Annotated in this window: 4 protein-coding genes and 3 pseudogenes; 2 read left to right on the top strand and 5 right to left on the bottom strand. The window is 54.8% G+C overall.

Annotated elements, in window-relative coordinates; genetic code table 11:
- The 3 genes and pseudogenes from FTU70_RS14140 to FTU70_RS14130 form a co-directional block, all read right to left on the bottom strand.
- Positions 1–561: toprim domain-containing protein (locus tag FTU70_RS14140; RefSeq protein WP_257222118.1), on the bottom strand; the 561-nt coding region annotated here is incomplete at its 3' end.
- 3 nt (positions 562–564) lie between these two features.
- Positions 565–1,074, bottom strand: coding sequence for a trimethoprim-resistant dihydrofolate reductase DfrA20 (dfrA20, locus tag FTU70_RS14135; protein ID WP_179990692.1), 510 nt, complete (start codon positions 1,072–1,074; stop codon positions 565–567).
- 27 nt (positions 1,075–1,101) lie between these two features.
- Positions 1,102–1,782 (bottom strand): annotated as a pseudogene (locus tag FTU70_RS14130) (thymidylate synthase); the annotation flags it as partial.
- Here FTU70_RS14130 and FTU70_RS14125 point away from each other — a divergent pair.
- Positions 1,776–2,117: pseudogene (locus tag FTU70_RS14125) on the top strand (GNAT family N-acetyltransferase); the annotation flags it as partial. The pseudogenes FTU70_RS14130 and FTU70_RS14125 sit on opposite strands and share 7 nt — an antisense overlap.
- On the opposite strand, the gene FTU70_RS14120 reads toward FTU70_RS14125, so the two are convergent.
- Entirely contained in the window at positions 2,086–3,078 is a 993-nt protein-coding gene (locus FTU70_RS14120) for a TniB family NTP-binding protein (RefSeq protein ID WP_179990694.1), read from the bottom strand. The pseudogene FTU70_RS14125 and the gene FTU70_RS14120 overlap by 32 nt on opposite strands.
- A 2-nt stretch (positions 3,079–3,080) precedes the next feature.
- Positions 3,081–4,760: a Mu transposase C-terminal domain-containing protein gene (locus FTU70_RS14115; RefSeq protein WP_000179844.1), complete on the bottom strand. Its 1,680-nt coding sequence runs from the start codon at positions 4,758–4,760 to the stop codon at positions 3,081–3,083.
- Between the two features lie 129 nt (positions 4,761–4,889).
- Here FTU70_RS14115 and FTU70_RS14105 point away from each other — a divergent pair.
- Positions 4,890–5,028: pseudogene (locus FTU70_RS14105) on the top strand (resolvase); the annotation flags it as partial.

Below are 5,028 nucleotides of genomic sequence, written 5' to 3'. Positions count from 1 at the left end.
GTAAATTTTCAGCGTTGCTGGCTCCCCGTCAGCCGGATTGGGTTGCATCGCAGGGGTGTCGAAAGAGTCAACTGCGGTCCAAAGCTGTTGGACTTGGGTGAAAAGGGCGTTTATTCTTCCTATACGTAGGTTTGCAAATCCTTCTTTAATTGCTTCTTCCGTTAAGGAACTAATCCACAATCTTTTGATAGGTGCTTTCGTTCCTGACTTTAAGAATACCCATCGCTGGATAACCTCTCCTTCTTGTCCAGCATCCCCGCAGTTGATAATTTCTTCGGCGTTTACAAGAAGTTGTTTGACAATTTTAAATTGCTTTTTAATTCCTTCATCATCTATGACCTTAATTCCAAATCGAGAAGGAATCATGGGCAATTTTCTTAAATCCCAATATTTCCATTCCGGTAAATAATCGTTTGGTTCTTTAAGCGTGCACAAATGCCCGAAAGTCCAGGTTACTTGATATCCATTACCTTCGTAATACCCATCTTTACGAGTATTAGCACCGATAATGGCAGCGATATCCTTGGCAACACTTGGTTTCTCAGCAATGCAAACTTTCATGAATTAACGCGTAAATTTCTTTATATTAAATGAATAAAGATGTTTTTCATCTTTATCTTGTTCTAAAATATCTTCTTCTTCCCATTCTACCCAATTTACAAAAGGGAAAAAGGTGTCAGCTTCTTCAAATGTGTTATGTACTTGTGTGACATACATTTCATTTAAAAGTCCTGTTTCTAAGGCCAGTTGGTAGATTTGAGCACCACCAATAATGAAGCATGTTAAGTCTTTTCCTTCAAGATGTTGTGCGACTTCTTTTAAATCATAAATCACTGTTGCACCTTCTGCACTATAGTTTTTATCTCGTGTTAAAACGAAGTTTAAACGATTTGGAAGCGGTCTGTACTTCTGAGGAATAGATTCCCAATTTTTTCTTCCCATTACAACAGCGTGACCCGTTGTCGTTTCCTTAAAAAATTGCATATCTCTTGGTAAGTGCCAAAGCAAATCATTGTTAGCACCCATTTCTCGGTGTTTCCCAATTGCAACAATTAAGCTATATTTAATACCCATTTCTGTTTCCTTATATTTTAAAGCTAATTAAATTGCAACAGCTGCTTTAATGTGTGGATGTGGATCGTATCCAACTAATTCAAAATCTTCAAATTTAAAAGAGAAAATATCTTTAACATCTGGATTTATTTTCATTGTTGGAAGTGGACGTAATTCTCTAGATAATTGAAGCTTAGCTTGGTCAAAATGGTTGGAATACAAATGCGTATCTCCAAAAGTATGAACGAAGTCTCCAGCCTCCAATCCACAAACTTGCGCTAGCATCATTGTAAACAATGCGTAGCTTGAGATGTTAAAAGGAACACCCAAGAAAACGTCTGCTGAACGTTGGTAGAGTTGACAACTTAATTTTCCATTTGCAACATAGAACTGGAACATGTTGTGACAAGGAGGTAAAGCCATTTTATGAATGTCTGCTACGTTCCACGCACTTACGATATGTCTTCTCGATTCCGGATTGTTTTTCAAACCATCTATCAAGATTTTAATCTGATCAATAGTTCCACCTTTACCGTCGGGCCAAGAACGCCATTGATGACCATAAACAGGTCCAATATTACCATCTTCGTCCGCCCATTCGTCCCAGATTGAAACTTTATTGTCTTTTAAATATTTAATATTGGTATCACCACTAATAAACCATAGAAGTTCATGAATAATCGAACGAAGGTGTAATTTCTTTGTTGTAATTACCGGAAAACCTTTACTCCGAGCTCCTAGTCGCGAGTTGCAGCGACGGCATCGTCGGCTGTTGCACCTTGTCGGCCGAGGATCCCGAGTTCTGGCCCGACGCCCTCAAGGGGGAGGCCGCATATCTGCACAAGCTCGCGGTGCGACGGACACATGCGGGCCGGGGTGTCAGCTCCGCGCTGATCGAGGCTTGCCGCCATGCCGCGCGAACGCAGGGGTGCGCCAAGCTGCGGCTCGACTGCCACCCGAACCTGCGTGGCCTATACGAGCGGCTCGGATTCACCCACGTCGACACTTTCAATCCCGGCTGGGATCCAACCTTCATCGCAGAACGCCTAGAACTCGAAATCTAACGTCCGTTCGGGCATCGAGGTCCATGTCGGGGTGGGACGGGCCCGTGGCTTCAAGATCACTTGCAGTCCGACCGCGATGTCTTGGTTGCGCGAGAGGTTGTCGACAGGCCATGCTGAGTGTGCGATGGTTGATCGCTTCCTCGCCGCTCTCCACGGCGACGATGGCCGCCGCCATCAGCAAGTGCGCCAGTTCCCCTATGGTGCCCTCGCTGCGTGTGAGCAGGTAGCGAGCCATGTCCAGCGTGGCAATTGGGGAAGGCCGGCGCAGCGGGAGCGAAGCGGCGAAGCTGGCCAGCAGTGAGCAGCAATCGTCGTTGGCCTCCCATACCGGCAGCATCATCGGCTCGAAGCGATTTTCCAACTGGTCATCGGAGCGGATGGCTAGGTAGGCGTCGCGCGTGCCTACCCCAACCAACGGGATGCGCAGTTCGTTGCCGAGGAAGCGCAGCAGGTTGAGGAATTCCCGGCGGTTGACGCTGTTGCCGGCCAGCACGTTGTGCAGCTCGTCGATCACCAGCATGCGCACGCCGACCTTGCGCAGCAGTGCCAGAGCCAGTTGCTCCATTTCCGGCAACCGTGGGCGTGGGCGCAGCGGCGCGCCCATCGCGGCGAGCAGCGCGACGTAGAAGCGGATCACGGACGGCTCGGACGGCATCTGCACGACCAACACCGGGATGTGCTCCTGGTCGGCGTCGGAGCTGGCCGGGTGGGTGCGGCGGAACTTCTCGACGTTCATCGACTTGCCATTGTTGGTCGGGCCAACCAGCAGCAGGTTGGGCATGCGTTGCTTGTTTGGCCACGCATAAAGGGCTTCCAGCCGGTTCAGCGCCTCGACTGCGCGCGGATAGCCGATCCAGCGGTCGGCGCGAAGGCGCTGGATGCGCTCGTCCGCCGGAAGACGGGCCAAGCCCTGGGCCGCCGGCAGCAGGTGGGACAGGTCGATGATGGGATATTCGTCCACGGCTACCACTCCTCAATCTGGTCGAACGGTTTGGCGGGTGGCAAGTTGTCTGCCTGCGGGTCGGCAATATCCGTATCCGGCGGAACGGGCTTGTCCGGCCGAGCTGATGTCTTGAGGTGCTGGCGGCGATCCGCGTCACGCCGCGCCTTGCGTGTGGCCTTCTGCGCGCTGGTCACAATCTCACGCATCTGGCCGATCATGCGGAACAGCGCCGACTCATCCACCTGTTCGCGCCCTTGCTGCCGCAGTTTCGCCAGCGCCTGCCGTTGTTCCCAGAGGGTGACAGCCGGATGCGACAAGGTACGGTAGGGAATTTCCAGGTAATGCTGTCCCTCCGGTTCCAGGACCCAGATACGGCTGATGTCGCGCGGATCGCGCCGGATCAGAAAGGACGGCCAGCGTTCACGCCGCGCAATCCACGGCTTGAGCGCATCGGCGTAGTAGTGGATGTGGTCGATGACAAAGCCGGTGCGGGTCAGCGTGCGCCGGAGGATCGGCAGAAAATCGACCAGGAACGAAGTAGCGCGTGTGACGACGGCCGGTACGCCGACACGCGCCACGGCCTCGGCCCAGCGCGCGGCCGGCGGTTGGAGCAGGCCGTTGTGCACCGAACCGTGGTAGGTGCCGACCGCCAATGTGAGCCAGCGCTCTAGCTCGCGCAGCGTCAGGGCGGCCTTGTTTTCGGAATCGTAGTCGCCGCGCTGGTCAGGGTTGGAGAAGGTCGTTCCCGGCAGTTCGTCGTGAATCATCTGCATCGCCGTGCCGATGATCCGTTCCACGATGCCGCCATAGTGCGGCTGTCCCAGCGGGCGATAGTCCAGCCGGATGCCATGCTGCTCGCAACCCCGGCGCAGGGCCTCGCTCTTGAACTCGGCCGCGTTGTCTAGGTAGAGCAGCAAGGGCTTGCCGCTCATCTGCCAATCCATTTCCACGTTCAGTCCTTCCAGCCAAGGGCGCTTGTCGCAGGCGACATGCACGAGGCACAGGCCAACCGAAACGGCAGACGGCGCTTCCAGCGTGACGACCATGCCGAGCACGCAGCGGGTGAACACGTCGATGGCGAGGGTCAGGTACGGGCGGCCAATAGGTTGCCGGTCGCGGTCATCGACCACGATCAGGTCGATGACCGTATGGTCTATCTGCACCTGCTCCAGCGGCGCGGTCACGGCAGGAGGCTCGCCGCCCACACCTTGTAGGTCACGAGCGGCATCCTGGCCTTCCCGCCGGCGGATGACCTTGCGCGGGTCAAGGCTAGCGATCCGTAAGGCCACGGTATTGCGCGCCGGCACTCGCAGTTTTTGAGCCTTGCACACCTGAGTGACTTCGCGGTGAAAGGCCGCTAGGCTGCGCTTCTGCTTGGTCAGGAACCGCTTTTGCAGTAGCTCGTGGATGACGCGCTCGACCGGTTCCGGCAAGCGCCCCTTACCTTTACCTCCACCGGACTGGCCGGGCACCAGATCCGTCACGAGGCCGCTGCCTTGCCGGGCACGCCGGATCAGAACGTATACCTGGCGCCGAGACAAGCCCAGCGCCTGAGCCGCCATATCGGCCGCTTCGTGCCCGACCGTCTCCGACTGCGCCAACGGACTGATGATCTCCGCACGACGGCGCGCACGCTCCCAAGCCTCATCAGGCAGAGTGGCCACGCCTTGTTCTGGAATCCGTGGGGTGTCCGTCGCCATGCTCACCTCGCTTTGGTGCACACGAGTATTGAGCATAGTCGAGATTGGTGCAGATCACTTCTGATATTGAACTGTCAGGAGCTGGCTGCACAACAGCCATTACGCCCAATCAACTGGTGCAGTCGTCTTCTGAAAATGACAGCCGAGCTGGCCGGGTACAGTGCGGCCCAGGTGAAACGGATATGGGCCGAGGTCAGCCAGGCCGAAGCGAAGCAGCACGGCGCGTTCGTGGAGGACGCATTGACGGAAGCCGATGCCCTGGCCGCTG

Source organism: Acinetobacter sp. YH12135, assembly GCF_013418565.1.
GTDB classification, from domain to species: Bacteria; Pseudomonadota; Gammaproteobacteria; order Pseudomonadales; family Moraxellaceae; genus Acinetobacter; species Acinetobacter towneri.
The sequence above is the reverse complement of the archived record's forward strand: the minus strand, read 5'-3'. Positions and strand labels throughout refer to the sequence as shown.